This is a genomic window from Microcoleus sp. D3_18_C4 (assembly GCF_036702355.1).
In the GTDB taxonomy this organism is placed as follows: domain Bacteria; phylum Cyanobacteriota; class Cyanobacteriia; order Cyanobacteriales; family Microcoleaceae; genus Microcoleus.
Genome location: NZ_JAUBTF010000024.1, coordinates 65,504 through 92,197 on the forward strand (window position 1 = coordinate 65,504; position 26,694 = coordinate 92,197).

General features: G+C 47.6%; 18 protein-coding genes. 11 read left to right on the plus strand and 7 right to left on the minus strand.

Going from position 1 to position 26,694, the window contains the following annotated elements:
• Nucleotides 1–435: 435 nt before the first annotated feature.
• Together QUA90_RS14285 and QUA90_RS14290 are read right to left on the minus strand one after the other, a co-directional pair.
• Nucleotides 436–3,177 carry a family 10 glycosylhydrolase gene (locus QUA90_RS14285; protein WP_445300110.1) on the minus strand — a complete coding sequence of 914 codons (2,742 nt, stop codon included), beginning with the start codon at nucleotides 3,175–3,177 and terminating at the stop codon, nucleotides 436–438.
• A gap of 450 nt (nucleotides 3,178–3,627) precedes the next feature.
• Nucleotides 3,628–6,366 (minus strand): RNA helicase, encoded by a 2,739-nt coding sequence (locus QUA90_RS14290; RefSeq protein WP_333344754.1) that lies wholly within the window; start codon nucleotides 6,364–6,366, stop codon nucleotides 3,628–3,630.
• A 422-nt stretch (nucleotides 6,367–6,788) separates the two neighbouring features.
• On the opposite strand from QUA90_RS14290, the gene QUA90_RS14295 reads away from it, so the two are divergent.
• Nucleotides 6,789–7,922 carry a succinylglutamate desuccinylase/aspartoacylase family protein gene (locus QUA90_RS14295; protein ID WP_333446157.1) on the plus strand — a complete coding sequence of 378 codons (1,134 nt, stop codon included), beginning with the start codon at nucleotides 6,789–6,791 and terminating at the stop codon, nucleotides 7,920–7,922.
• 65 nt (nucleotides 7,923–7,987) lie between these two features.
• On the opposite strand, the gene QUA90_RS14300 is transcribed toward QUA90_RS14295, so the two are convergent.
• On the minus strand, nucleotides 7,988–8,752 hold the full coding sequence (locus tag QUA90_RS14300; protein WP_333446129.1) for a sulfotransferase domain-containing protein: 765 nt from the start codon (nucleotides 8,750–8,752) through the stop codon (nucleotides 7,988–7,990).
• 104 nt (nucleotides 8,753–8,856) lie between these two features.
• On the opposite strand from QUA90_RS14300, the gene QUA90_RS14305 reads away from it, so the two are divergent.
• From QUA90_RS14305 to QUA90_RS14325, 5 genes are all read left to right on the plus strand, one after another.
• Nucleotides 8,857–9,063 (plus strand): hypothetical protein, encoded by a 207-nt coding sequence (locus QUA90_RS14305; RefSeq protein ID WP_333446131.1) that lies wholly within the window; start codon nucleotides 8,857–8,859, stop codon nucleotides 9,061–9,063.
• A gap of 377 nt (nucleotides 9,064–9,440) precedes the next feature.
• Nucleotides 9,441–14,438, plus strand: a complete 4,998-nt coding sequence (gene hpsA / locus QUA90_RS14310; RefSeq protein ID WP_333446133.1) for a hormogonium polysaccharide biosynthesis protein HpsA — start codon at nucleotides 9,441–9,443, stop codon at nucleotides 14,436–14,438.
• 2 nt (nucleotides 14,439–14,440) lie between these two features.
• The gene (locus QUA90_RS14315) at nucleotides 14,441–15,145 is read left to right on the plus strand and encodes a prepilin-type N-terminal cleavage/methylation domain-containing protein (protein WP_333446135.1); all 705 of its coding nucleotides are present in this window, start codon (nucleotides 14,441–14,443) and stop codon (nucleotides 15,143–15,145) included.
• A 55-nt stretch (nucleotides 15,146–15,200) separates the two neighbouring features.
• Complete coding sequence (gene hpsC, locus QUA90_RS14320) at nucleotides 15,201–16,277, plus strand: hormogonium polysaccharide secretion pseudopilin HpsC (RefSeq protein ID WP_333446137.1); 1,077 nt, start codon at nucleotides 15,201–15,203, stop codon at nucleotides 16,275–16,277.
• A gap of 58 nt (nucleotides 16,278–16,335) precedes the next feature.
• Entirely contained in the window at nucleotides 16,336–16,980 is a 645-nt protein-coding gene (locus QUA90_RS14325; protein ID WP_333446139.1) for a prepilin-type N-terminal cleavage/methylation domain-containing protein, read from the plus strand.
• 297 nt (nucleotides 16,981–17,277) lie between these two features.
• Here the strand turns inward: QUA90_RS14325 and QUA90_RS14330 are convergent, their stop codons facing one another.
• The gene (locus QUA90_RS14330) at nucleotides 17,278–18,066 is read right to left on the minus strand and encodes a cobalt-precorrin-6A reductase (RefSeq protein ID WP_333446141.1); all 789 of its coding nucleotides are present in this window, start codon (nucleotides 18,064–18,066) and stop codon (nucleotides 17,278–17,280) included.
• A 229-nt stretch (nucleotides 18,067–18,295) separates the two neighbouring features.
• Here QUA90_RS14330 and QUA90_RS14335 point away from each other — a divergent pair, with 229 nt between their 5' ends.
• Nucleotides 18,296–19,114 carry a tetratricopeptide repeat protein gene (locus tag QUA90_RS14335; RefSeq protein ID WP_333446143.1) on the plus strand — a complete coding sequence of 273 codons (819 nt, stop codon included), beginning with the start codon at nucleotides 18,296–18,298 and terminating at the stop codon, nucleotides 19,112–19,114.
• A 307-nt stretch (nucleotides 19,115–19,421) separates the two neighbouring features.
• Here QUA90_RS14335 and QUA90_RS14340 read toward each other — a convergent pair whose 3' ends face one another.
• Together QUA90_RS14340 and QUA90_RS14345 are read right to left on the minus strand one after the other, a co-directional pair.
• The gene (locus QUA90_RS14340) at nucleotides 19,422–19,658 is read right to left on the minus strand and encodes a hypothetical protein (RefSeq protein WP_333344738.1); all 237 of its coding nucleotides are present in this window, start codon (nucleotides 19,656–19,658) and stop codon (nucleotides 19,422–19,424) included.
• Nucleotides 19,659–20,235: 577 nt separating this feature from the next.
• Nucleotides 20,236–21,036, minus strand: a complete 801-nt coding sequence (locus tag QUA90_RS14345) for a TIGR01548 family HAD-type hydrolase (protein ID WP_333446145.1) — start codon at nucleotides 21,034–21,036, stop codon at nucleotides 20,236–20,238.
• Between the two features lie 177 nt (nucleotides 21,037–21,213).
• Here QUA90_RS14345 and QUA90_RS14350 point away from each other — a divergent pair, with 177 nt between their 5' ends.
• From QUA90_RS14350 to obgE, 4 genes are all read left to right on the plus strand, one after another.
• Nucleotides 21,214–21,525, plus strand: a complete 312-nt coding sequence (locus QUA90_RS14350; RefSeq protein ID WP_333037125.1) for a 30S ribosomal protein PSRP-3 — start codon at nucleotides 21,214–21,216, stop codon at nucleotides 21,523–21,525.
• A gap of 394 nt (nucleotides 21,526–21,919) precedes the next feature.
• Nucleotides 21,920–22,993, plus strand: a complete 1,074-nt coding sequence (locus tag QUA90_RS14355) for a class I SAM-dependent methyltransferase (protein ID WP_333446147.1) — start codon at nucleotides 21,920–21,922, stop codon at nucleotides 22,991–22,993.
• Nucleotides 22,994–23,409: 416 nt separating this feature from the next.
• Nucleotides 23,410–24,303 carry a Mo-dependent nitrogenase C-terminal domain-containing protein gene (locus QUA90_RS14360; protein ID WP_333324962.1) on the plus strand — a complete coding sequence of 298 codons (894 nt, stop codon included), beginning with the start codon at nucleotides 23,410–23,412 and terminating at the stop codon, nucleotides 24,301–24,303.
• Nucleotides 24,304–24,896: 593 nt separating this feature from the next.
• Nucleotides 24,897–25,937 (plus strand): GTPase ObgE, encoded by a 1,041-nt coding sequence (gene obgE / locus QUA90_RS14365; protein ID WP_333446149.1) that lies wholly within the window; start codon nucleotides 24,897–24,899, stop codon nucleotides 25,935–25,937.
• 139 nt (nucleotides 25,938–26,076) lie between these two features.
• Here the strand turns inward: obgE and QUA90_RS14370 are convergent, their stop codons facing one another.
• On the minus strand, nucleotides 26,077–26,667 hold the full coding sequence (locus tag QUA90_RS14370) for an HNH endonuclease (protein WP_333446151.1): 591 nt from the start codon (nucleotides 26,665–26,667) through the stop codon (nucleotides 26,077–26,079).
• Nucleotides 26,668–26,694 lie beyond the last annotated feature (27 nt).

The window sequence follows — 26,694 nt, forward strand, 5'->3', positions numbered from 1 at the left end:
AATTGGGCATTGGGAATTGGGCATTGGTAATTGTTGGGAGTTTTGAGTGTAAATTATGTTCCCTTTGCCCTTCCTTTTATCCTTATGCTGTAGTTTACTGACGACAGTACCGTCGATCAATTTATATCAAAATAGCGTATTTCTACTCAGAGTTTTTTCGTAACTACTGATACAGATCATTGGGCGCGATCGACCTAAGTCGAAATCATCTGATCTATTGCACCATTCTCAATTACTTATTTAGGAACAGGCTTTCCGGCCTGTTCCACAAGAGATGAATTTTATTGTGGAACAGGCTTTCCGGCCTGTTCCACAACAAGTACATTTTCTTGTGGGGTGGGCATCCTGCCCGCCCAGGGAAGGGTTATTGAGAATGGTGCAACATCTCATTTGAACAAACAGTAGCTAACAAGCACACACCCCAAAAATCTGTATTTATCTGCGATTCAACTCCATCCTTTCGCCGTAGCGTAAAAGCATATCCAAACTCTCCAAACGATTTTGCCAAGTTTGCACCTGATAGCTATTTTCCGCAGAATGCAAGCGCATCGAAGATTGAAATTGAGATTGAAAACTCCTTAACAATCTTTTAGTAGTTGCTAAACTTTCGGTAGAAGGATTTGCCGCCAACTTGCTCAAAGCTTGCGCCAATTCATCCGCTCGACTTTGCAAAACTTTCAGTTCAGATTCGGACACCCGCAACTGATTGTTAGCCAATAAAAAACTCCATTCCTGCTTGAGAGCAGTATACCGCGAAGCCGCCGCCGCAAACGGCTGTCGGTAAGGAATCGGCTCCGCAGCAGAAGTGGAACGCACTGGGGTGCCTTGAGTGCGGTTAAAAAACCCCTGCATCCCGCTGCTGATACTTTCCACCGCAAAAATAGCATAGCCCCCTGTTGGCAAATCGCGTAAAGCTTGGATTTGGTCGATCGCCACAACTTCCGGGAGAGTCAACAACTTAACCGACGGAGAAATCAAAGCCGAACCCAGAATTTGTTCATTTACCAGCGGTTCGGTGATGCGCTGAAGTCGGTTCGTATCCAAAGCATAAGTCATCGGCACAATCAAATCTACAATACCTTGACGAGCCCAAACTTCCCAATTTTGCTGAATTTTGTAAATCCGCTGACTTTCCGGGTGCGGAAACACTGCCACCGACAGAATTGTGCGCGGATAATTCTGCCGCAAAAGCTGAGAAACTTCAGCTACAAAACTATTAATTTGATTAGTTTTAAACTCAACCCACTGCCGCCACAAACTGCCATTCCTGGGGGAAATATTCACGGGATCAGCACCAGTCAACTGCCTAAATTGCTGCCTCGCAGCAATACCATAACCGTAAGTAAAATTTGCATTGTCATCTTGAAAAGGATAGCGAATATAGTCTAATTGCACCCCATCTACTTTGTAGTTATTGGCAATTTCGTTGACTATTTGTAGCAAATAATTCCGCGCTTCCGGGTTGGCAGGATCGAGATAAAATTTACCATCGTTAGGATTTTGCGTGCGTCCTTTATTGTCAATATTTGCCCACTGTGGATGGGCGGAAAGTACCGGGCCTGGATAAGAGCTAGGCTGGCCAATTAAAGTATTGTGGCGCTTATTTCCTGTGGCAAAAACCCAAACCCAAGCGTGCAGTTCCATGCCTCGATCGTGAGCTAATTTAACCGCAGATGCCAGCGGGTCCCAGCCAACAGTCAGGGGATTTTGTTGCGGTGCAACTTGACTGGGATAAATGGTATATCCGGCATTTAAAGTTTCAAAGAAAACGGTATTGATCCCGGCGGCGGCGAGCCGATCGAACACTGCAGCCAAACCCTGTTCCGATCGCGCTGCGACGATCGTCCCGCGATCGAGCCAAACCGCCCGAATTTCCGCCCCAACCCGCTGTCCTTCCTTCGGGTAATTTTCCCACAGCAACTGCCGCGCTTCCACCCACTGCGATCTCGCCTCCGCGTAGTTTTGCTGTTGCAGGAGTTGGTCAAAAGTTTGCAAAACCTGTCGCGCTTGGGCGATGGCCCGCACCCTGATCGCTTGCAGAACAGGGGGGCGGCTGGTTGTGGGGCCGCCTCCGCCCTGTTCTGCAGCCACCAGTTGAGGGGAGGTAGCAGCATTGAGATTGATGGCGGTATTGGCTGAATTAGATGCTGTCAGGGCGCTTTCAAACCGGCCGAGGAGGTTAGTGAGTTCTTGGCGCATCAAGTACGCTTCAATGCTGACGATCGGCTTATTGGAATTTGGCTGCACGTCCAAACCCGCCGACGCCGACTGATCCGAAGGGTCTGTAAAAGTTGCAGGTACTGGATCGGAAAGCGAGCCAGAGGGAGAAAGTCGGCTCAGCGGGGTAGTACGTGGCAAACTAGGGCTGTTTCTAGTGACTCTGGAGGGGGGAGTTGGCAGTGGGGTCGCGGCCGCAGTGGGCGGCGCTACAGGCCCAGAAGCGATTGTGCCTCCCCAGCGGGCGATCGAGGCTTGCAGCCAAGCCTTATCTACATTTGCCGAACCGTCGCTACCCCAGCGCCAGCCGAGATAGGTAGCGCGATCGGTGGCGATGGCTGCGGAGGAACCGGAACTATCTTTCCAAGTAGCAATAGTTTGACTGTTCGCATCAGCCGGAATTAAGACACCGCCTTGGACTGAGGCATTTTGTTGGACAGCGGGTATCCAATTGCTAGAAGCGGTGCAGGCGAGATCCCGACAGCGGCTGCGTGGTTGTGGCGTCGCTGGCTGGGTTAACGGAAAAGCCCAATAGGCCCCAAGGAGCGATCGCAAAGATTGGCGCACCAAGGCCGGGGAACTGCGGCCGACGGGGCCCGAAGCAATCAAGCGGCCACCCTGGGAGGCCCAAGCTTCTAAAACTTTAATTTGTGCCGGAGTCAAAGTTTCAATGTTGGGCAAAAACAGCACGTTAACGCCTGTTAAATCCGCCGTACTTTTGATTTCTTCGAGATTGATTGGTTTGTAAGCAATGCCGCTTTCCCAGAGGCGCGTGGTAATCTTTACCCAGTCGGGAGAATTCTCGGAACTGCGAACAACGCCCAGAACTACTTCTGCGAAACTCGGAGAGGGAAATAGGATGAAGAGATTGAGTAATGTACTCGCTATAGTTCCAATTAAGACTTTTTGCAAGAAAGTGAAAAAGCGAATTTTTTGAGCCTGGGAGCAGGCATCAGGCATTTGATCGGGCTTTTTGATTTGTTGCATCATAAAATAAGAGAATTACCCAGCGCACCGTTTCGGAAAATTTCAATAACAATTAAGATCGATCGATCCGCACCATACAATTTTCTATCCTGCCCTGCAACCTGAATCAGGAAAAAGTGCGATCGATCGATTTTAGATTTTAGATTTTAGATTTTGGATTTTGGATTTTAGATTTTGGATCTATTCCTCATGACAGTTGACAGTTGACAGTTGACAGTTGACTGTTGACTGTTGACTGTAAGCTGTCCGGCATCTAAATTGTATTTTGGGTTTTTCAATCCAAATGCACGCAGATTTTAATCTAATATCGTTTGCGGTTGCATCGGTATTGTTCAAATGTCCAAATGTCCGAACTGTCAACTGTCAACTGTCAACAGCCAACAGCCAACTGTCAACAGTCAACAGTCAACTGTCAACAATTTTCTAAGTTGCAGCTTCATTCACCGGGAATCTATCGATTAACTGCATCGCCCGACAAGCATTCCTCCGCAAAGAATCGGAAACATGAGGAACATGAGGAATCTGAGACAAGAAATCCAAAGTCCGGCGCAAAATCCGCACCACATCCCCTTCATCCAAACTCGTATGGCTTATCAGTTCCAGCCATTCAACGCCCAGAGCCCACTGTTCGACCAAAGTCACTAAATCCCGTTCCAGCCAAATCGGGATTGCAGCTTCATGACGGTACTGCACTTGAAACAATCGGCGACGCAAGCCTTTTTGTAGATTGTCCAAAGGTGCCAAAACTTCCGGCGACAGCGAGTAGTGAGTCCAACTGTCGGGCCTGGAAACTTCTGTAACTAAGGCGGCACAAGCAGCAGCGAGGTGGTGGGGGTCGAGTTCGTCAAACTCGGCAGACATCAGGGACAAACCCAGCCACAGTTCGTTATCGCCACGAATGGCGGCGCAAGCTTGGCCCAAGATTGTGGGCACCAACCTGTCAGAGGAGTCATCTCGGTTCCCATGTGCCGAAACTACTCTTTCCAAGCAGCCGAAATTCAGCAAGATATCGATTAAGTTGAGAAATTGCTCCCAGTAGCGAGCTCGTTGCTTTTCTAACTCTTGTTCGCTTTTGCGGATTTCTTTTTTCAATTCTTCCCGGCGGCGCTGGCGTTTGAGCAAAGTACCGGGATTCCCCCATTGTAGAACCGGGTGAATTTCTAGCTTAGCTTCTACGGCTGCGATTTTCTGCTGTTGCTCGATCGCCTCTGGGCTCGGTTCCGGTGTCGGCAATTGTGGGATCGATGCAGCAATTGCAGCAGTTTCTTCATTTGCCAAGCGGCACTGGCCGAGTCTCAGGGGCATTTCCGACGGCGGGTTCAAGGTATCTGCAACGCTCAAGCGAGGTAATTCGGCGTGCAAGGTAGCGACATCGCTAATCGCGACGACATACCAACGGTTATCTTTCCCCAAGCACACCAAATTTGGTGCTTGGCCAGAACCTGCGATTTTGGCAACCAATACGGCGGGTACAGGAGTTGTGTGCGATCGTTTGGCTGTCGGAACGTGTTTACCTTTGAGACTCAGAACCGTTCCGAGCACTGCAAAAGCCACAGCTACGGACATCTCCTTAAATCTGGCTTCTTCAGCTTGCTGCAATAGAGTTTTCAGCAAACGTTTGTCTTCTTTGAGTCTTCCCTGCAATTTTTCGTAATGAGCGAGCTCTTTTTCCAGGGTGGAGACATTTCCTCCCGCTGCCAGGGACTGTTCAAGCACCGCCAATTCTGCTTGCAATCCGTCTAATTCTTCTTGCTGCGGCTGCAAGTACAAGGTAGAAAGGTATTGACCGAAACTCCGCTCTACCAACTCTTGAGCTTCGTCGAGAGTGTGTGTTTGCAGCAAATTCAGCACCATGCCGTAGCTGGGAGTAAACTGACTGGCGAGGGGGTCGGCTTTGGCTGTTGCCAAATACGAGGCTTCTTTTGCGCCTTCAAAGCGCGTCTGAACTGCAACCACGTGCCCCAGCTTGTCCATGCCCCGCCGACCCGCCCGACCGGCCATTTGCAGGAATTCTGAAGCGTTTAGCAGTCGGTGTCCCTTGTCGGTGCGCTTGGACAGGGTGGAAATGACTGTGGTGCGGGCGGGCATATTAATCCCGGCGGCTAGGGTTTCGGTGGCAAATACGACTTTGATCAAACCTCTCCCAAAGAGTTCTTCTACTAAACCTTTCCAGGCTGGCAAAATGCCTGCGTGGTGGGCGGCGATGCCTTTTAAAAGTGCTTCTTTTTGACCGAAGCGTTCTGCTTCTGGGTTTCGCTGTAAAAAATCGTCAATGATGCGTTTGAGTTCGGCTGTTTCGGCTTCGTTAACTAGGGAGAAATTGCCGACTTCTGCGACTGCTTGGTCGCACCCGCGACGGCTGAAGATGAAGTAAATTGCTGGTAACATATCTCGATCGTCCAACCGAGCCAAAACATCGGTCAAACTCGGAGTGGGGATGCTGCCTCTTTCTACTTTTTGCCCCTTCTTTTTGGGGACTAACCGGACATTCGCTCTTTTGCCGGTCTCGTCTAGTAGGGGAAATATCCCTTTTTGGTTGGCGAAGTGGAATTGCAGCGGTACTGGCCGAAAGTCTGAGTAGACGAGCTCTGTGGGCCCGTGGACTTTGTTAATCCAGTCTGTGAGTTGGTCGCTATTGGCAACGGTTGCTGAGAGGGCGAGCAGTTGAATTTCGCTCGAACAGTAGATGATCGATTCTTCCCAGACGGTACCACGCTGGCGATCGTTCATGTAGTGACACTCGTCGAGTACCACGGTTTCGACTCCGGTGAGGGAAGTACCGACTTCTCCGATCGGCGTACCGTAGAGCATATTCCGAAATATTTCGGTAGTCATCACCAAAATCGGCGCATCTCGATTGACGGAGATGTCGCCCGTGAGCAAACCTACGTTGTCGTCTCCAAATTGACTGCGGAAGTCGCGCAGCTTTTGGTTAGAGAGTGCTTTGAGGGGTGTGGTGTAGAAGACGCGCCGCCCTCTGGAGAGTGCTTGATGGATGGCGTATTCCCCGATTAACGTTTTCCCAGAGCCTGTGGGAGCGCACACGACAACGGATTTACCTGCATCGAGGGCGGCGATCGCCTCTCTCTGAAAGTTATCTAGCTCGAATGGAAATATGGTCTTCAGATCCAGCTCTGGGCGGTTCTGGGCAGTGTCTGGCACAAGGATTATTATAAGGTTGCAGGATAAGTATGCTTAAATCTTGCTGAAAGCAAGTCAGCAGAGGACTGTATTGATTTTAGACCAACGCCCGCAAATCGGCTATTAAGGAATAAGTCTGTTGGCAGTTGGCAGTTGGCAGTTGACTGTTGACTGTTGGCAGTTGGCAGTTGACTGTTGACTGTTGGCAGTTGGCAGTTGGCAGTTGGCAGTTGGCAGTTGGCAGTTGACTGTTGACTGTTGGCAGTTGGCAGTTGGCAGTTGGCAGTTGGCAGTTGACTGTTGGCAGTTGGCAGTTGGCAGAAGAAATAAAAAAAATTGTGCCTTCTTCCCTCTTCCTTATTCCTTCTTCCCTCTTCCTGACATCCGTTACATCCGTTACATCCGTTACAGAATCCGTTGCCGAACTTCCCTCTTCTTTCTCTATGATTCCAGTTATTTCGACTATTCCTGTGGTGCAGCTTGCTTCGGGCGATCGACTTTCACTGCAAGTCTATCAGTTTCAAGGTGCGATTCCGGGCAAAAAAGCTTATCTGCAATCTAACCTCCACGGCGCTGAGATTAGCGGTAATGCGGTGATTTACCAATTAATTGAGTTTTTAAGGTCTTTGGACAGCAGCCAGTTAAGCGGGGAAATTTGGCTGGTTCCGGTTTGCAATCCTGTGGGTGTCAGTCAGCGATCGCACCATTTTTCTCCTGGTCGCTACAATCTTTATGATGGGGTAAATTGGAACCGGATTTTCTGGGATTTTGAAAAGCAAGGGGAAGATATTCTGGGTTTTGCTAATTCTCACATTCACCTCGATGCCGATACTGTCAAAGTTAATTACAGAAAAGCGATTGCTTTGAGTTTTGCGAAAGAGTTGGCAAAAATTAATGCTCCTACTTGCCGCCCCTACAGCGAACTTTACCGATATCAGCTACAATCTTTGTGTTTGGATGCGGATTATGTGCTGGATTTGCACAGTTCTACGAATCAAAGTTTAGATTATCTTTACTGTTTTAATTCCCGCGAGGAGAGTGCGAAAGCTTTTTTGCTCGATCGCGCTATCTTGATGGATGAGTACGACGGCGATGCTTTTGACGAGGCGTTTCTCAAGCCTTGGCTGGCTTTGGAGAAGGTTTTGGCCCAGTTGGGAAGTGCGATCCAATTTGATGTGGAAGCTTGGACTTTAGAATTAGGTTCGGGGATGGAAATGAATCCCGATTCGGTGGCGAATGGCTTGCGGGGCATCAAAAATTACTTAGCAAGTAAGGGTTTATTGAAAATTGATGGATTTCCTCTCCCGGAAACTGCGAATCATCAAGTTATTTTCACCCCCAAGAATTCGGTGTTCAAATACTACGCGCCGGCGGGCGGGATGATTCAAAATCGAGTGGAATTGGGGAGTTTTGTCAAAAAGGGCGATCGACTTTATCAAATTCTCAGCTTTAATAAGAATGGGGAATTTCCGAGTTTGGTTGATGTTTGTGCGGAGTCGAATGTTTTCATTTTTGATGTTTCGACCAATCAGTCAGTCAATCAAGGAGAGTATGTGTTGTCGGTGATGGCAGATTGAGAATACTAAGAAACCGCGATTTTGTAGGGGCGGTGCCAAGAATGCCCGCCCCCTCCCACTCAAGATTAGTCCCAGCCGAAGTCTCGATCGCACAATTCGGCTAGTCTTTGGTTGTGCGATCGAAAATATGCTCTCAATTGCTCGTATACTGTCTCGCTGATGGGGGGATATTGGGTGGCGTTGTACTTTTCGTAGGTTTGTAGTTGGTGCGGCGGCAATTCTAGAAATTCTAAGACGCTGTTGTATGTGCCGAAGGGATTGGTATACAAGTCTTCGCTTTTGAGGATTAAAAGTTGTGATTTGGGAAAAAGTTTCATCCAGGCTGGGAGTTGATCGGCGTAAATGCCGCGGGTTAGATAGCTGTGATGTTGGTGTTCGTAACTGTAGTAGTTTGGGTTGGCTATTAGTTTTTCTATTTCGCCTTTGAGTCTTTCGGGCTCGGCGGCGATCGCACTTTCTAATGATAGCGATTCGTAGCCTATTTTGATATAGTAATAATAGTGGGAGATTGCGCGTTCTACTGGGTTTCTCAGCAGGGCGATTATTTTAACTTTCGGACATAAATCATAAATTCGCTGGGGAACTTGGGGGTGACAGATGTAGTAGGGGCTGGCTTCTCCGGTTACTAGATTTTCGCCTGTTTGGGGCTGGGGAAATTGGGCATAGTACCAGTCTGGGCTTTTGTCGAATTTTAAGTCGAAGTAATGGATTTCTTTTTGGGCGGCGGGGGCGATTTGGGGATGTTGGATTAAGTAATTGTACAGGGATGTTGTGCCGCCTTTTTGGGCGCCGATGATGATGAAGTCTGGAGGTTTGGAGGGTTGTTTCATGGGTGGGGATGGTAGGTTTATATTTTGCAATTGTACTGACAGTGTTTCGGATTTGGCATTTGTACCGATAGTCCGCCGGGGGGCAAACGAAAATTCGATCGCACTTGGAGGCATTACCACAATTCGATCGCACTTGGGGGCATTACCACAATTCGATCGCACTTGGAGGCATTACCACAATTCGATCGCACTTGGAGGCATTACCACAATTCGATCGCACTTGGAGGCATTACCACAATTCGATCGCCCAATTTACATTTGAGCGCACGGATACGCCTAATTACAATTCGATCGCCCACTCTACATTCTAGATTCCGGTGGTTGAAACCGAGCCTAAACAAACAAAGCCTGCAAGGGATGGGCAATACGTTGGATAAGATCGCGATCACTGTTTTTGGGTGATCAAATTCACTCGCGCTCTTGGTACTGACATTTCAATTTAACTCGATTAGAGTGGAGTTAGGGAACTCTCATCCTTGCGGGGCAAATCTTTCTCTGAAAAATATATTATCGGTGGCGATTTTGCTTGGGGGTTTGTGGGTTTTATTTTTCAGCCAAGGTACAGATTTAAATTTGTGCAAGAGGCTGATATGCAAGTTGCGGAAAATGGGAACAATAAAGATGGGATTGTACTGTCGAGCAGTAAGTACCAGCAATACCATCTCTGAAATTATTCAGGAAGGCGTCAATGTTTAAGAGCAAATTATCCAGAGTTATCGTATCCCTGCTGCGGCGGATTGCTGGTGTTACCAGATCCGGGGCCAAGCGGCTGATGAGAGCAATGCTACAAACCCTGATGGCTATGGGCCGGAGGGCGAGACTGCCGGTGGCGGGGTTTGTGCTGCCAACGGTGACGATGGTGTTGCTGGTAGTGATTTTGTTGACTGTGGCAATTACCCTGCGATCGTTCGATCGGGCTAATACGGCGCGTAACGTGCGTGTGAACCAGCAGGTGCTGGCGGCCGCCACTCCCGCGCTCGATCGGGCAAAAGCGAAAATTCAGTTCCTGCTGGAGCAAACCCAGAATCGGGGTACTCCTTCTGATGCAGACTTGTACTTGCCGATCGCCAACCCCACTACACCTGGAAGTACAGTTGATAATTATACCTTCGGGGACGAAGAACGCCTGAGACTTAAGTATGACCTAGACGGTAGCGGTGGCATAAGTCCCGATTTTAAGGTTAACGATACTGGCTTTAATCTCGAAACCAACGAATCGATAAATACTGCTTGGAGATATCCCGTCGATACAAATGGAGATGGCAAATTTGACAGTTTTACCCTCTACGGCATATTCTTCCGCACCCCCCCAAGAGGCACGCAAGCCCCTACTTTGGGCGACTTCTTAAGAAAAAGAGAGCCGTTGGAAGCAAGAAAGCCACCGCAGAGGAAACTTAAGGCTGGTTGCGAACAGGGTGGAGGTACTGTCGCTACTTTAGCGGGGGACTCAGGCTGGTACAGGATAGACGGGAAACTTAAAAAAAGTTTTTTCGTTTATACAGTTAACGTACCGATGACACCCACAGATGCTGCTACCAATTCTGCGTATCAAGCATTTACAGGAACTTCTAGCATTTCAGCCCTGGAATATCAGCAAGACCAAGCTCTTATTCCGATCCCCAACAACGCGGTTGTTTATGAAAACGATCTAGACATATCGCCGGGACCTCCGTTAAATCTAAACGGGCGGATATTCACAAACAGTAATTTGCTAGTGACAGGGTTGAATAATCCTAACAGCATAAAACTGTATCAGGTCAGCAGCCCAGATTCTTGCTTCTACGAACAAGAAGGTAGCAAAATTGTTGTGGCTGGTAATGTAGTAAATGGTTGGTCTGGTAACAACACGGTTAAGAATGCAGTGGACGTGCACCTTTTCAAACAAGGTAGCCTCCCTCAGAGCGGAAAAAACGCATTCATGCTGAGTAAAAAATTAGAAATTAAGGCGGGTACGGAATCAACTAGCGATTCTAGATTGAATGTTCTTTACAATGACGAAGCCTATACAAAGCGCCTATCTTTGCTAGTAGAAGCGCAGTTGGGAAACCCCGCCAGTCCCAACCCGGAGGCTAACGATCCGTTGTCAGTGCGGCAGCGACCGCAAACCCTAGATCGCAAACAAGCGCTGACAGAATATTTTAAGCAGATGCTCCGCAAGGTTCCCTATGCGGAAGTGCCACTTGGAGGAGACGCAACGGCGGGCTACGGTCTTCCGTGGTCAACACCAGCCGGAACCCCACCCATTCTAGAAAGCAAAGAAACCCTAAGACCCGTAGACAAATGGAGTTTGCTCAAAGATTCCGAAACCAAAATCACCCTAACTCCTAATCAGCTAGAAGCAACAGACCCCTCAAAAGAACCTGAAGAAGAACAATTTCTGGGCGATCGCGTTGTGGTAGGCAACAACCTACCAGCCAAGAGATGGGATGCCACCAAATCTCAATTTACCAGTAAGCCGGAAGAAATACCAGGGAAGTGGAATTCGATCGACCCCCTCGATCCTAATTTTCCGCGCACTCGATCGTCCCAGGTGACAAAGATCGCTGATGTAGGAGCGACAGACCGCAACGGTTTTTGGGAACAAGAAGCAGCAAGAAACCCCAAAAATCCCTTGGATGGCATTGGCGGTTTGCGCGTCATTACTGGTGCAGGGGTTTACGATCGCACTAATTCATTCCTGCCACCGCCTAGCTGGATAAATCCTTCGAGTGGTGCGCTCAAAGGCGGGGAGTTAGACCCTACTGCTACTTACGACGACCCAACAACGACCGCCCCTGAGCAGTACCGTGTCGTCTGGCCCGACTCCATGCCAATGTCACCACTGGGGCCGGGGTCACAAGTATATGATAATGTTGCGGGTAACTGGACTACCTGGGACCCAGCTTGGTCTAGTTCTACCGATATCAGCGCAAGTCTCCCATCAGCAGTCGCCTCTACTACTCTACTTCCAGGTATTGTTGAGCAAGCTACCACCGCTAGGAAATATGCCAAAGGCGATTTGCGGATGCGGGCGACGGTAGTTTATCACTATAAAGATAATCCCCCCGCCAAGGGAGAGTTGAATGACAAACCGCTGGCCTGCGTCAGCAGCTATTACGACCCTAGCAACGCTTCCACAGCGAGAAACATTTCGACGGGAAGCCTACCCGATGTCAGCGGCCAGGGAGCGCTCGCACCAGATATCGCAACACGCGCACCTGGGCTAGGAACACGGCAGACCTTGATCGGCTCCAACAACGGCATCACCTACGCCCCCCCGAAAGCGCGACCGGGTGGCGCTTCAACGCTTTCTGCTACAACAGGCTTGCTTAGTGGCGGAGAAGCCGCTTTAGATATGCAAGCTAATTTAGTCTTCCCCGACGGTCGGTTTGCTAATAAGCCGTTGAGAGATGCTCTTGTGAAAGCAGACACCGATCGCAATTTGGCAGAAAAAGCTGCGATCGACTCAACGAATTGCGCGCTACAGATACTTAAGGGCGAGCTCACACCCAATCCGGCACTGATTCCTCACGGGGCTATCCAAGAAGTAGCATTTTTGAATGCCAGAGAAATCAAGGCGATCGATCGCGATGACTCGACAACAACTAACGTTAACGAAGCCTTTACTCTGAGCAGCTCCCTGGCAGAACCCGCAAAATTAACAGGAAACTACAATCTGCCTTTAGAAGAAAGGCAACCCCTAGAAATTCGCGCCACTCAGATAGACCTCGATGTACTGCGAAGGACTAAATTTGGAACGGACGAGTATTTACTGCCAAACAGCGGGATTATTTATGCCACTCGCGACGATGCGCTGCCCGATCGCAGTTCTCGCCCTGGTCTTGCCGCAGGTGGCATAGATGAAAGTAGAAGCGCAACACTCAGCCCCACAGATTCCCTACTAGATCCTACTCGCAAGCCCAACGGAATTCTACTTGTTAATGGTAAGGAGCTAGGCAGATTTCCTGCTTCCTCCGCTACTGTGGCGGATGTAGTCATGGAAAAGGGGCTGACTTTGGCATCTAATTTACCTGTTTACATCAAAAACGAATTTAACCTTCACTCCGGCGAAGAGTTTACTCAGACCGTGGGTGATTGGAGTGCCTTTTACGATCGCACAGCCGCAAACCTCAATAAGAACTTTGCCTGTCGCCCAAACGACCCCAGATTAGGTGGTAAATGTACAACCGGCGACGCCTGGCGTCCCGCAAACATACTGGCAGATGCTGTCACCCTGCTTTCAAAAAATTACCGTTTTGGCTTCCGCAACGAGGGAGATTTTGACCTGAGAAATAATGCTGGTGCTGCTGCTGTAATGCTTCGCAAACAGCAAGGATTTTACAGCAACAACTTTGTGACAAACGGACTTTCCAGCGGGGAATTCAAGGCTGACGGCAATTTAAAGGCACAAGCAGACCCAATAACTGTGACAGACGCTAACTATGTCACCACCACTCCCCCGATTACAAGTTCTTACTTCAACAACTTTGTTACTCCAGTGCAGCGACGCGGGAAATTCCCAGAGTATTTAATGGAAGTTTGTAACAAAATCCCGGTTTCTGCCTGTGAGGATAAAGACTGGTTCGTCAATCCGCAAACTCAGATCCTTGCAAATGTTGGTGTACCCTCTGCCGATTGGCTAGCCGGAACAACTGCTGCTCCCCCAGCGCCCCAATATCAACGCTTCCCCCGCCGAGTTGCTTTTCAAAGAAACCGCCCTGCAAATGATCTGGTGCTAGATGCAAACAACAATCCAACGCCTTTAGGGATTAGTGGCACAACAGTTGCTGCTGCTGGGCCAGGCACAAATTTAACAGATAATTCTCTGTGGTTTGCGACGACTGCTGTGGCTGGCGGTACTACAGTGACTTATGGTTCAGAAAAATTTCCCTATGTGTTTAACCAGGCGCGGAAGGACGGGAGCGGTGCAGATATGCCACAATTAGTCCCAGGAGCAAAGTGGCAGCCACTACTCCTGCCGGTTTTGCAGATCCAAACTGTGACGGCGCCGCCAGCGGCTGCTTCATCGACCGGTTTGCCAGAAGGTACAGGTATTGTGAGGGGAACCGGGTGGATAACGACGGCTGTAAACACAACATTTAATATGGTCGTAGGCTCGAACGATACTCCTTCGCGATCGTTGGGTAATGTCGGTGACTTTAACGGAGGCCTGCAAAACTTGCCCCGCTTCTTGGAAAGCTGGAATTCCGGGGCAGTTTCCACAAACATCCAGGGTTCCTTTATTCAGTTCGGCCGGAGTGCTTACAGCACCGCGCCCTATATCCCGATTCTAGATCAGGCGGCTTCGCAGCAGACAGCTTTAGGTACTAAGTTGCGGAGTCTTTTCGATTCATCGCCAATCTCACCGAACCCAGCCCCACCCGCAGTCACTTACACTGGCGGTGTTCCAAGAGCTTTATACAGAACTGATGCCGGCGCCGGTAGCCTTCCCTTCTTCAGCCCTCCTGCTCGGAATTGGGGTTATGACTTGGGCTTACTATCTCAGCCACCCGACTTGTTTACCCGAAAGTTCACGACTCCTCCCACAAAACGCACCCCGGACGAGTATTTCCAGGAAGTACCTCGCGATGATGAGTGGGTACAAACATTGTTGTGTGCTTTCCTTGATAAGGACGGGACAACGAAAGCTGTCAGTGGCATTTTGCGCCCAACAGATTCATTCTGCAAATCTAAAGCAGGTGCCTAACCATGAATAAACTACTAAAAGACAACAGCTACTCGCAACCCTTGTTATTCAAGGGAGCAAAGACAGAAACAGGATTCAGCAGCCAGCCGACTGAGAGTAAATCTGGCAGTTACGCCCAAAAACTGAAGCCACAAGATTCTGGCTACACGATTATCGAGTCATTGGTAGCGATGATTGTGGTTTCGGTACTGATGATTGCGATCGCCCCGGTGATGGCCTACTCAGTAGCAACTCGCGTCCAAGCGCGGCGGATCGAACTGGCTGCGATGGCGGGGAGAGCTTACATTGACGCTCTGAGAGTGGGGGCGATCAGACCTAATGATGCAAAAAGCCCAGTAGGTTTTCCTACCGACACTGCTGCTGCTCCTACAAGCTCCAGTGGTTTGTACTGCGTTGACACGGATGGGGGAGGTTGTGCTAGCAGCAAAGACTTTTATATTCAGGGTGTTCGTCCCCCAAATACAGGAACCACTATTCCCACAGACACAGGCTACAACCTGATTGTGCGAGTTTACCGGGCCGATGCTTTTTCTTCTTCGGGCACGCTGACAACTACACAGCAATCAGTCGCTAATTCCGGTCTGGGCAATCCTAAAGCGCCTTTGGTGGTAATGCAATCAGAAATTCCCCCTACTACAGGAGAGGCCTCCTCCTATGGATCGTTGTGCACTCGCCTCCAAGGTGATTCTCAAAAGTGTACAAATTAAATTCCTTGTTATTAGATTAAAACCGCTCCCCCCATTTGACAAAGGAAAAGTCCAAATGAAAACTTTACTCAGGTTGCTTCTAAAAAGTCAGCACCAGCGAAACCGCTCCGGGCCAGATCAAACAGAAAATGGGATGACTCTGGTCGAGCTATTAGTCGGAGCAATTATGGCGTTTATAATCATTACGCCGATGCTCGGTTTTGTAGTCGATATGCTGAATACCGACAGGAGAGAACAAGTCAAATCAAATACCGAGCAAGACCTTCAGGCCGCCGCTGATTTCATCTCCCAAGATTTGAGTCAAGCTATTTATATTTACGATAATAATTCCGCTACTACCAGCACTCCCACCACCACTCCTACAGGCATCCCTGCTATCAAAGACCAACTTCCTAAACCTGCTAATGGAACTCCGATCCTCGTATTTTGGAAGCAGCAACCGAGGAAAAATTCTGTTCCTTTTAACCCAGAAGTTGCTAAGACGGTAAAACCAAAAGATTGCGATACTAACCCTGGTAAATGCAACGACACCTATGTACTATCATTAGTTGCCTACTACCAGTTTAAAGACAGCGACGCTACTTGGTGTCAGCCTTCAGGAGGCCCTTGTCCTACCCGCATTGCTCGCTACGAAATTACGGATGGAATCAGAGACCCTAACGCGACAAATACTACAGATCCTAATTATCCTTACTACAAAGATAGTGAGACAAAAGACACTCAACGACGAGATCTAGCTTTTAATACAAGTTTTGACTTTAGTAAGCCCACGGTAAATGTGACGATGCCGGGAGCCGTTTTTCCCGCTCCTGAAGTATTGGTTAACTACATCGACCACAGTACAGGGCCGGCAGTCACAGGGACTGAATGCCAGACTGCTCTTGGTAATCCTATCGACCAAAGAACTGCAACAGCAATCGGAGAAGCAACGCTAAGAATACCATCGCCAGACGACAAAATAAATAGCTTTTACGCTTGTGTTGATACATCTAAAAACTTAGCCAGAGTTACTATCAGAGGAAACAGCCAGCGTCGCCTTCAAGCCAACGATACTGATTACAACCCCAAAAAAGCGGCATTTTTCCCAACAGCAACCGTTCAAGTAAAAGGTCTAGGTGCAGTAGGAAAATAACAGATATCTGAAACAGATTTTCGACTCGCGGCACTAGCAGATAAAAGAGGAGAGTAAAATGAAAACGCCAATATTATTAAAAGTTTTGCAGATTTCTGCAACAAAAGCAAACCCTAATTTCCACAAAACTGCATCCAGAAAAGCCGATAAAGGCTTCACGCTTCTAGAAGTGCTCGTGATAGCGTTAATCATAGGTATATTAAGTTCGATCGCTGCTCCAAGCTGGGTGGCCTTCATCAACCGACAAAGAGTTCGCACCGTGAACGATCGCGTTTTCCAATCATTACGACTTGCACAAAGCGAAGCAAAGCGAACTAAGCTCGATGTCACAGTTACATTTGACACATCTGCTGACCCACCAACAGTTACGTTTAATCCCGCATTAGCTACGGGTGGTAGTACGCAGCAGTTAAATGCTGGAGGCGAAATCAAAAAAGGACAGATTAAACCTCTTTCTGTTGGTAATAGCTGTCTTAATGGTGTATGCACGAAGGATGTTAATCAACAAATTATTTTTAGTTATAACGGTATAGTCGATCCAAACAATTCAAACAATCCAAAATTACCTTTTGTGGTAACAGTTGCTCCTGCTGGCGGCGGTACAAACCAGTGCGTAATTGTGGAAACTCTCTTAGGAGGAATGCGAACTGCTGAGGGAAAATACGATACTACTAAAAAAGAGGGTTGTCCAGCAGTCCCCTAAATATTTTGTAATTCCTAACAGCAATTCCGCATGAGTTAGGAATTGCTAAAATCTATTAACTTAAATTATTTTATATTTCAAATCCTATTAAAACCGTCAAAAAATGCAGCTAGAACTAAAACAAATAATCATCCAGCCAGGAAATCAACTATTACTCAAAGACATAACCTGGCCGATGTTTGAAATCCTACTAATATCATTTCCGGTAACACCCGAATGATGTTGGCGGTTGACTGTTGACAGTGAACCGTCCACAGTGAACTCGAATTTACTATTCCGATGCTAACGAATTTGATATCATAACTGCTTAACTAACCAAGCGATCGCCCCTTCAACATCAGCAACCTGCTCAACATCGGGAATCCGCGGCCGCTGCACCATCACCACCGGAATTCCCAGTTCCCTAGCCGCAACAACTTTCGCATAAGTAGCACCGCCCCCGCTGTTTTTACTAACAATTGTATCAATCCGATATTCTAATAATAATTGACGCTCATCTTCCAAAGAAAAAGGCCCCCTTGCTAATAACAATTTACCATTAGGAATAGGAGAATTGAGTGCCGGAGGATCGATCGCCCGCATCAAAAACCAAATAGCATCCAAACCAGCAAAAGCAGCCAATTCCTGCCTACCAATCGTCAGAAACACCCGCTGAGACAGCCCTAATAAAGCCCTTGCAGCCTCCGAGTGGCCCGCAACATCAATCCAGCGATCGCCCTCCACCCTCTCCCAAGCAGGACGCACCAGCATCAAATACGGAACATTACACTCAGCAGCAGCAACAGCAGCATTAGCAGAAATCTGAGCCGCAAACGGATGAGTAGCATCGATTAAGAAGTCGATCGGGCGATCCTCTCCGTTGGCGTAGCCCCCGTAGGGGCGGGCTGCGCGATCGAGCAAAAACTCCGCCAGCCCAGCCGCCCCACCAAACCCCCCAATTCGCACCGTACCCATTTTTGGGGTAAAAGGCTGTTGAGTGCGTCCTGCTAGCGAAGAAACCACCTCTATTTCAGCAATTTGAGACGCTCTGACCGCCAATTCAGCAGCATCCCCCGTCCCCCCCAAAATTAGCAACCGTTTTTTCATAAAATTAGTCCTAATACCAATTTAATGTGAATTTGCACATATCTCGATCCCCCTAAATCCCCCTGGTTGTTGGGGGACTTTGAGAAGAATCTTGTCCCCCCTTTATTAAGGGGGGCGCCAGGGTGATCGGATTCTATGCAACCTCATAAAAAATTGGTATAACTTATCCAAGCAACGCCCGCAAATTCGGTTAATAATATGTTTAATAAAGTTTAAACCGCCAACAACAATGATTCGCTCACTTTTGACATTTTTCACAGTATTAATTGTAACCGGGTTAGTATGGTTGGGAAATATCGGCCCCGTTGCCGCACAAGTACAACCAACAGATATCACCGATCCTCAACAGGAATTGGGAGAACTCGTTCAAAAAGCTTTTGAAGCTACAAATGAAGGCAAATTTCCCGCTGCAGAAACTTTTTGGACTCAAATCATTGACAAATTTCCCTCACAAGCCGCCGCTTGGAGCAACCGAGGCAACTCTAGAGTCAGCCAAAACAAACTACAAGCAGCTATTTTAGACTACGAAAGAGCGATCGAACTAGCACCCGACGCCCCCGATCCCTACCTCAACCGCGGCACCGCCTTAGAAGGTTTAGGACGCTGGGAAGAGGCGATCGCCGACTACAATCATGTACTAGAATTAGACTCCCAAGATCCAGCCGCCTACAACAACCGAGGCAACGCCGAAGCAGGTTTAGGAAAATGGGAACAAGCAATAGCCGACTACAGCAAAGCCTTTGAATTAGCCCCCGAATACGCCTTTGCCCGCGCCAACCACGCCCTCGCACTTTATCAAAACGGGCAAACCAAAGAAGCAATTCGCAACATGAAAAACATCGTCCGCAGATACCCCCAATTTGCCGACATGAGAGCCGCCCTCACCGCCTGTCTTTGGGAAGCAGGAAATCGCGGCGAAGCAGAGAGCAATTGGGTAGCAGCCATCGGCCTCGACTCCCGCTACAAAGACCTCGATTGGGTTGCCAATAACCGCCGCTGGCCACCACTTGCAGTCAGTGCATTAGACAAATTCTTGCACTTAAAATAATCTCACAACGCCAATGAAAAATTGCGAGCATCCCGATAATTGTGGCATATAATTCCTCAAAGGGATGATCCAAAAACTTGTCAAATGTCACCCGAAGATATATAGCAATCCTCGCATCATTTGTGAATTTCTTCTTACTCCCTCCCCTTGATAAGGGGAGGGTTGGGGTGGGGTCAAACCTTTACGACTCCTGCAAGGATTGCTATAGCAAGAAATAAACTATTGAAGAACAATTCTAACTCTTCTTCCCTGTTTCTTCTTTCCTCAATATTCACCAGTACACCGCTCGTTGCCAAATTCTTTCTTCTCAAAACTCGTATTCCACATCTCCAGCAACAATCCTATCCGTCACCAACATTCTGTATAGTTCCAGTTCTTCAACAGTAACTTTTCCGTCAGCCAAAATCGCTTTCTTGATGTCTTCCATTTCTTGCTTAGATATCTTGCCATCAGCAACAGCTCGCTCGATTTGGACTTGGAGCTTTTCTAGTTGCCGAGTTTCTTCCAGCGTAGGTTGTTTATCAGTCGATCGTGAAACTAACATAGTGGCACTCTCCTAGAGATTGACCTCTACTCTGTACTAAGCCGCCGCAGCAGATATTGTCAACTCAAAGATGCAAAAATTGACAAATAAATGTAACAAAACTACATTTACTTGTCAATAGGATAAAGTGCAAAATTACTTAACAAAATTACATTAGACATCTTGCAAAAATGCTGAGACCCCTCCCCAACCCTCCCCTTAGTAAGGGGAGGGAGCCTAATTTTTCTTGCTTCCCCCCTTACTAAGGGGGGACTGAGGGGGGTGAGTTTTTGACTTTTGCAAGAGGTCTATTTGTTTGTAAATAATACGATGTCAAATCCGCGCTTCATCGTCGGGCGTAAAGTCGAATCAACCTGCCAACAAATAATTCGCGCAATTTTCATTTTATTGACCCCGATTCATACCAATTTAATGTGAACTTGCACATATCTCGATCCCCCTAAATCCCCCTTAATAAGGGGGACTTTGAGAAGAATCTTGTCCCCCCCTTATTAAGGGGGGCGCCAGGGTGATCGGATTCTATGCAACCTCATAAAAAATTGGTATGACCCCTCCTTCAACAGCCAACAGTCAACAGTCAACACTCAACACTCAACTGAACTAATTCCCAAATCCGCGCAGCCGTCAACTCCTCGACATTCCTGAAAACCGCTACTGCACCCGCATTTTCCAACACCGCAGCATAAGCCTCGCAGCGCACAGCATCATCCAAAACATGAGGCGGCAAAATACCAGCCCCCAGCCAAACCCGATTTGGTTGCACTTCCCGCGCCTTCACAACCGTGTAAATATCCGCAACAGTATCTCCCGCGTAAATCACCGGCAAATTTTTTTCTAAACCGTGCAGAGTTTCCAACTGTTCAATTGCCGCGAAAAGTCCAGCCGGATCGGGTTTTCCCGGTGCATCCTCCATCGCCACCAACACCGGGGAATTTAAACTCAGTTTCCCCGACAAAACATAAGCAGCTTCATCCCGCATCGCCCCGCTAAAAAAGCCCCAAACCATGCCCCCAACCGTTAAATTTTCCAGGTAAGCCGGACTTAACAACAGCGGTTCATCACAAATGTAACCAGTCCAATTTTTCTCATCAGGCCCGCGATAGCGACTTTGGAAAAAAGCCACTAATTCGTCATAATTGAGAGCGAGTTCGTTTCTCGATCGCCCAATCCCCTCAAAATAACGGCAAACTAACTCGAAAGACGCCTGCCAGTCATTATTCCACACACCCTCAGACTTCAGAGAGTCGATATCGAGAGAATTCGGGCGAAAAGCACCCGCCGTGAAATGTTCCACCGCATCGGCGATCGCCCGCCGGTAGGAACCGGACACATCCCTCACCACACCGTCAATGTCGAAGACTAAAATAACTCTGTTCACAGCTTAACTATCCTTGTACCTAGGGCCGGTGAGAACCCAAATTTTATCTGTTCCCAGCCCCTGAGTGGCGCTAAAACCAGCCGCGCCACAAAACTTTTAATGGCCGATGACCAATTATCGAACAGAGTGTGCTACGCTTAGCGATTGTAGAAATTTTTAACAAGTTCGATCGGAACCCTGGAGGTTTGCTTGTCCAAGTTCATCTTAAAAGTTCTCTGGCTAGAAGAGAATGTTGCCCTCGCCGTTGACCAAGTTGTCGGCAAAGGAACTAGCCCGCTGACATCCTACTTTTTCTGGCCCCGCAAAGATGCGTGGGAAGACCTCAAAAACGAACTCGAAGCCAAACACTGGATTGCTGATAACGATCGTGTCGAAATCCTCAACCAAGCCACAGAAGTCATCAACTACTGGCAAGAGGAAGGCAGACGGCGCCCAATGACGGAAGCTCAGTCAAGATTCCCCCTAGTGACTTTTACCGGCAGCAACTAAGCCCAGCTTTAATTTGCTACCCATATACATTGCCTGTTATGGCTGACAAGGGGAAGGAGAGAGGGGAGAAGGCGAGAGGATTTGACGCTTTTTCCACCTCGCCGTGAAAAATACAATTTAAATCCGCTACAGCTTTTCTTGATACTAACTCCGATTTTGGAACCTACTGGGGTTTTGGGCTAGGTCGATTTGAGATTTTAGACTTGAGATTTATCCAAAATAAAGCTCTCAAATCTGATTTAATACAATCTAAAAAGACTAAGCAACCAAACCAAATAAATCTAAAATCGGCTTTTTTATACTCTTGAATTGTACAGTCAGCTCTCAACAGCCTTCCCTCTGACTAATGACTAATGACTAATAACTAATAACTAATGACTTCTTCGCGGAATCTATGGGCGCCGAAAGTACGATCGACCAGACCGAACAGCTACCGCTGGTAGTAAATCCCGACATTCTCCAGCAAGCAATCCTCTACAAAATTAATACTCGCATAAACGCTCGCGGAGAATTAATTTTCCCCTGCGTCCCAGGAATGCTAAACCACTATCTCAAGTCCATAGAAAAGCTATTTAGCACTCTCGACAGACCCCTGCCCGAAGACCGCAGAGACGAACTCAGCAAGCTCTTAGCCACCAAGTTAGAACAAGGCTACCGCACCTCCACAGCATCGATGCTGATCCTGCAATACGAATCAGTGCAGCCGCCGCAAACCGGTTTAGCTTGCAAAGTCATTGTTACTAGCTCAACAGTTGGAGAACAATACAAAAGCTGGGTAGACACCAGAGAACCTCCGCTTTTCGGCTCTCATCCCGATGCAAAATTAATGACCACGGCTGCTAAATTGGGTACACCCGATCGAGTGCGGATTTTGGACGTGGGGGCCGGTACCGGCCGCAATACCTTGCCCCTGGCGAGATTGGGCTATTCTGTAGATGCGATCGAACTAGCTCCAGCTTTTGCAGAACAATTGAAAGCCGCAGTAACAGCCGAAAACCTTCCCGTGACAGTGACTGAAGGCGACGTGCTCGATCCCTTAATGCGGATGAAACCAGCCCGCTACCAGTTGGCAGTTGCCGCCGAAGTCATCTCACATTTTCGAGACAGCGACCAAGTACGGCTTTTCCTCGCTAAAATGTGCGATTCCCTGTCTCCCGGAGGCCTGTTGCTGTTCAGCACCTTTTTAACCGTCGGCGACTACCAGCCAGATGCCCTCGTGCGACAAGTTGCCCAACTCTCCTGGTCTACTTTATTTACGCCCCAAGAACTCGCCACCGCCATGGAAGGGTTGCCCTTAGTCCAAATATCCGACGAATTGGTGTTTGAGTACGAACGCCACCACCTGCCGGAAGGAGCCTGGCCGCCGACGCCCTGGTTTTCCAGTTGGGCCACCGGCCGAGATGTCTTCCCGATGGCAAACGCACGTCCGCCCATGGAATTGCGCTGGATTTTGTGCCGCCGAAGTTAAAATTTTTCTCATTTTTAGGCGGACACAGCAATCACAACTGTTAACCGGCAGTAACAGTTTCCTCAGATATTTTTATTTCAACAGCTTAAATCCGGCTAGCTGTTAATATGACGCTGCCGGCACAGAAAAATTTACAAAAATATATATTAAAATGTAAAGAGAGCGAAGTTCGATCGCCCCTGGGTGACAAACCCAGTGTCTGATTAGATCCAACGCTTGCCAACCTTTTGTTTCTTGCGAAAAATCGGGTTGCTAATGGCAATCGGGCTTGCATAAAATTCGATCGTCATCTTGATGGGTGCAACTAAAGTTAAGATGAATTCAACAAACCTATTCCTCTCGATAGATGACTTTTTAGGGAATAGGATTAGCCAATAGATTAGCTCGCTAGTCAGCGATGCTGCTGAGAAACAAATATGCTTTTAACACTTCCACTACAAGCGTTTGGAGCAATCTTCAGGCACAAACCTTCCACAAATAGATCATCCATCGACCAAAAAACCAGTAAAAATTATTGGGAGGGGAATATTGAGTCCGCTGTAAACGAACAAATTGACTGGTACATCCAAGTGGAAATGCTAATGAGTAACGCTAAATCTTCCTGCACCAATGAAGAGATTGCTGCTTGGCTGCGGGGATTGCTGACAATTGCTTGGGCAGACGGCAACTTTGACGAAGACGAGCAAAAAATGATTGCAAATCTAACTCAGGATGAACTACACCCGGTATCTTTTGAGGAGAGTTTTGAACCTATTACCCCAGAGGAATTAGCCGCTGTGTTAGGGAAAGACACCACCAAAGGCGAGGATTTTTTGAGGACAGCAGTCATGGTAGCTTTGGCAGACGGTACCTACTCGCTCAGCGAAGACGAGGTAATCTATAATTATTGCAGAGCTTTGGGGCACAATGTAGAGGCGCTCGAAGCTCTGCGACACACCATCGAAGACTGCAAGTGCGATGATCCGCAGGGGCCCAGCAGCCAAATAGTTTTTGATGCGAATGTCGCCCCCGCCGGAACACCCCTTTCATCTCGGCTACCTAAACCTCACCACAAAGATGTCCTGCAACCCGTCAAAGACTGGCTTGACGGCTGGGAAATTCACGACCCAAAATTGGCACACTTTGTCTGTAAAATTATTCCGCCCCAGTGTCCATTTGAGCGAGATGTCGTGTTATTTGGTCGCAAAATCGTCCACATTCCGGCGATGTGCCAGATTAACCCACTTTACGAACAGTTAGTCGGGATGCGCTTTCGAGCTCTCTGCTATTTGGCAGATGAATGTAAGGAAGATGTATCGTCATATTGTTAGTAGTTAGTAGGCAGTTGTCAGTTGTCAGTTGTCAGTAGGCAGTTGTCAGTAGGCAGTTGTTAGTAGTCAGTTGTCATTCTTGTGAAATCTTGGATTAATGACTGTAACTATTAACCAATGACTACTAATTAGTCCAGGATGCAAAAACCGGGTTTTTCTAGGACAAAACATCGTTACACCCATCCGCACCCGTAGAAAAAGCCAGTAGAAAAACCCGGTTTCCTCAGTGTTTGTAGGTAAGTCTTGCTAAGAGAAAATCTGCTTTGATACTACTTCAATAAAAGTCTTAGTACAATCCTCAATCTTATACAAATTATTAAAAATCGCAAATATTGGAGCCGGACACAGCATTGCCGTTTCTCTACAAATGCTCGCTTACAATCTCTCGCTCTGCACTACTTTTAAAAATTGGTATAATTATAATTTTCGGGCAACTGTAAGTCGCGACTAAACTTGGCTGGCGTCTGCCGACCCGGACTAAAGAAAAAGAGAAATATGGTACTTGGATCTGGTATCATAATAACTACTGACTATTGACAACTGACAACTGACAACTGACAACTGACTATTGACTATTGACTACTGACTAAATTATGCAATTTATCGATCGAGCAGATATTCAAGTCGCAGCCGGCAAAGGCGGCGACGGTATGGTAGCTTTTCGCAGAGAAAAGTATGTACCGGCGGGCGGCCCCTCTGGCGGGACGGGCGGCAAAGGCGGTTCCGTGTATATGGTGGCGGTGGAAAGCCTGCAAACGCTGCTAGATTTTCAGTACAACCGGATTTTTAAAGCCGATGACGGGAAGCGGGGCGCGCCGAAAAATATGACTGGTGCCGGTGGGGACGATCGCACGATCGAAGTTCCCTGCGGTACAGTAGTTTACGACGCGGAAACTCAGGCCATATTGGCAGATTTGGTGACACCCGGACAGACTTTTTGTGTAGCCAAAGGTGGCAAAGGCGGTTTGGGGAATAAGTGTTTTCTAACCAATTCCAACCGCGCTCCCGATTATGCGATGCCGGGAAAAGAAGGTGAACACAAATTTTTGCGTTTGGAATTGAAGCTATTAGCGGAAGTGGGAATTCTGGGGATGCCGAATGCTGGCAAATCCACCTTAATTTCAGCTTTGTCTGCGGCTCGCCCCAAAATAGCAGATTATCCGTTTACAACTTTAGTCCCGAATTTGGGCGTAGTCAGAAAACCGACTGGAGACGGTACGGTGTTTGCAGACATTCCGGGATTGATTGAGGGAGCGCACGAAGGCGCGGGTTTGGGTTACGAGTTTTTGCGGCACATTGAGCGGACTCGGTTGTTGCTGCATTTGATCGATGTTACGGATGAAGATCCGATCGCCAATTATGTCACAATTCAGGAAGAATTGAAGGCTTACAGGCGTGGTTTAGCCGATCGACCGCAGATTTTAGCTTTTAATAAGGTAGATGCGATCGATCTCGAAAGCGAAGAAATCGGTAATTTAATCAGCCGACTTAAAGAAATCAGTGGCGCTCCTGTTTTGTTGATTTCCGCCGTTAGTAGACTTGGATTGGATGAATTGATGCAGCAAGTGTGGCAAAAACTCGACGAGATGAACGAAAAAGAGGCCGCGGAACAGTTAGCAGTCGCGAGTGTTTAATCGCTTTCCGGTTCCTGAAATTTCCGTGAATCGGTAGGTGTTTTTTTGAGGGGGTCAAATCTTTCGGCTGTATGGCTGGTGCGGCAAGGGTTTGAGCCTCTCGGATCTCAGAAAAGATCTGGGACATCTATCTACGAAGTCAGTTTTTACTAAGTAAATCTTTAATTTCTTCAATAGTAAATGGAGGATATTTCCTATGAATCATTGCATGACAGTTAGGACATAGTGGACGTAAATCTTGAATAGGATTAACTTCATATTCTTGATTGATTTCAGATAAAGGTATTATATGGTGAACATGAATAAAACCTTTACCTATTTCTCCAAAAAATTTTTCAAAGTTAAACTGGCAAACATAACAATTTAGCCCATAATATTCAATACATTTTTTGCGAGCGGGATTATTCCTTTCATAGGCATTAAGTTGTATTTGACGGATAGAACCTTCTTTAAAAGTTTGAGTTTCCTCTAATTCTCCGACTTCATCAGGAAAGATTAGCGTATCATCTGAGACACTAAAAGAATCGAAAAGCTGTTCAAAATTAAGTTTGGGTGTGGTTAAAATTTTGCAAACTAAAACATAGAGTTCTTCTTCAGAATATTCTTTAAATCCTTCATAAATTTCTTTTTCACAACGCCATAACTCTCTCTGCCACCAGCCTCTACGCCTATTTTCATGATAAGCTGTTGTGCCTTTAAATAGGGTATAATAAAAAATTAGTTTAGTCAATTTATACAAAAATGCCAGCTAAAAACC

Bases quoted from the DNA above. Each gene is read 5' to 3' on its own strand.
- QUA90_RS14285 (WP_445300110.1), bottom strand. From the start codon at position 3,177: ATGCCTGATGCCTGCTCCCAGGCTCAAAAAATTCGCTTTTTCACTTTC.
- QUA90_RS14295 (WP_333446157.1), top strand. From the start codon at position 6,789: ATGATTCCAGTTATTTCGACTATTCCTGTGGTGCAGCTTGCTTCGGGC.
- QUA90_RS14300 (WP_333446129.1), bottom strand. From the start codon at position 8,752: ATGAAACAACCCTCCAAACCTCCAGACTTCATCATCATCGGCGCCCAA.
- hpsA (WP_333446133.1), top strand. From the start codon at position 9,441: ATGTTTAAGAGCAAATTATCCAGAGTTATCGTATCCCTGCTGCGGCGG.
- QUA90_RS14315 (WP_333446135.1), top strand. From the start codon at position 14,441: ATGAATAAACTACTAAAAGACAACAGCTACTCGCAACCCTTGTTATTC.
- hpsC (WP_333446137.1), top strand. From the start codon at position 15,201: ATGAAAACTTTACTCAGGTTGCTTCTAAAAAGTCAGCACCAGCGAAAC.
- QUA90_RS14325 (WP_333446139.1), top strand. From the start codon at position 16,336: ATGAAAACGCCAATATTATTAAAAGTTTTGCAGATTTCTGCAACAAAA.
- QUA90_RS14330 (WP_333446141.1), bottom strand. From the start codon at position 18,066: ATGAAAAAACGGTTGCTAATTTTGGGGGGGACGGGGGATGCTGCTGAA.
- QUA90_RS14335 (WP_333446143.1), top strand. From the start codon at position 18,296: ATGATTCGCTCACTTTTGACATTTTTCACAGTATTAATTGTAACCGGG.
- QUA90_RS14340 (WP_333344738.1), bottom strand. From the start codon at position 19,658: ATGTTAGTTTCACGATCGACTGATAAACAACCTACGCTGGAAGAAACT.
- QUA90_RS14355 (WP_333446147.1), top strand. From the start codon at position 21,920: ATGGGCGCCGAAAGTACGATCGACCAGACCGAACAGCTACCGCTGGTA.
- QUA90_RS14360 (WP_333324962.1), top strand. From the start codon at position 23,410: ATGCTTTTAACACTTCCACTACAAGCGTTTGGAGCAATCTTCAGGCAC.
- obgE (WP_333446149.1), top strand. From the start codon at position 24,897: ATGCAATTTATCGATCGAGCAGATATTCAAGTCGCAGCCGGCAAAGGC.